Raw genomic sequence first — 1202 nt, 5'->3', positions numbered from 1 at the left:
CTCTCAAGTGAACATTGGTAAACGTCGCTTGCACCGATACGCCATGAAGAGCGCGCACAGTCCATAGCAACGTCACCACCGCCGATAACCATCACTCGTTTACCTGCACGTGGAAATTGGCGAGTTTCAGAAATCTCTTTTAGGTATTCAACCGCAGAAAACACGCCATCGTTGTCATGACCCGGTAGAGGGATGATCGAACCGACGTGTGCACCGTGAGCCAGAATGACAGCATCATGCTCGCTGCGCAGTGTGTCGAAGCTAATGTCTTTGCCGATCTCAACGCCAAACTGAGTTTTAATACCCAGCATCGCTAGGTAGCTGTATTCGAAATCGATAACATCGCGTGGTAGACGGTATTCAGGGATACCCACACGCATCATGCCGCCGTAAACGTCTAGCTTTTCGTAAATCGTTACTTCGTGGCCTTGACGACGAAGCTCAATAGCCGCTTGCGCACCAGCAGGGCCTGCACCCACGATCGCGATGTGCTTGTTGGTTAGGGGCGCAATGTTAAGGTCCCAGTGATCTTGGTTATCCAGTTTTTCTGCGACGAAGCGTTTGATGCCCGCTACGCTGATTGGTTGACCGAACTCTGTGTTACGACGACAAGACGCTTCACAAGGGTGGGCACAAATACGACCAAGCGTTTGAGGTAGGAATAGTTTGCTACGGATCAGATCCAAAGCGCCTTGGAAATTCCCTTCACCAGCCATGCGAACGTACTGTTTTACGTCTGTGTGCATTGGACATGCGGTTTGACATGCCGGATCGGCATCACCCATACAGCCATCGACAATTATTTGCGCGGTGTCGTATAGCTTTTGGCTAAAAATTACATTGTTCATTAACTGCGGTTTCCGTGTTGATTAGCTCTTGCCGTTGATAACGTTCACTTCAGGATTCTTTTGCTCGTAGTGAGCATGGCTGTACTCGATCCATGAGCCGTCGTAGTTGTAAACGCCTTCTGCACCTAGTACTTCAGTAAGAATCAGGGTGGTGTGGGCAGAACGAACACCAGACTGGCAGTAAGCGATAACTTTCTTACCTTTGATGATGTCGCCGTAAAGGGCTTGCAGTTCTTCTGCTGATTTCAGCGTTGTGTCTTCGTTCAACGCTTTGGTCCAGTTAATGTGAACACTGCTTGGGATAGTGCCCGGACCGTATGCGCCAGAAACCGCAACTTCACCGTTGAACTCGTC

General features: G+C 49.8%; 2 protein-coding genes. Both read right to left on the bottom strand.

The features are described from left to right. The coding region (locus R7D93_RS25660) for an FAD-dependent oxidoreductase (protein WP_318129602.1) at window positions 1-848 on the bottom strand (848 nt) is incomplete at its 3' end. 21 nt (window positions 849-869) lie between these two features. Further along, the coding region (locus R7D93_RS25655) for a rhodanese-like domain-containing protein (protein WP_318129601.1) at window positions 870-1202 on the bottom strand (333 nt) is incomplete at its 5' end.

Origin of the sequence: Vibrio sp. YT-15 (genome assembly GCF_033337445.1) — a bacterium.
GTDB classification, from domain to species: Bacteria; Pseudomonadota; Gammaproteobacteria; order Enterobacterales; family Vibrionaceae; genus Vibrio; species Vibrio alginolyticus.
Note: the sequence above shows the minus strand (reverse complement) of the source record. Positions and strands in the feature narration are given on the sequence as shown.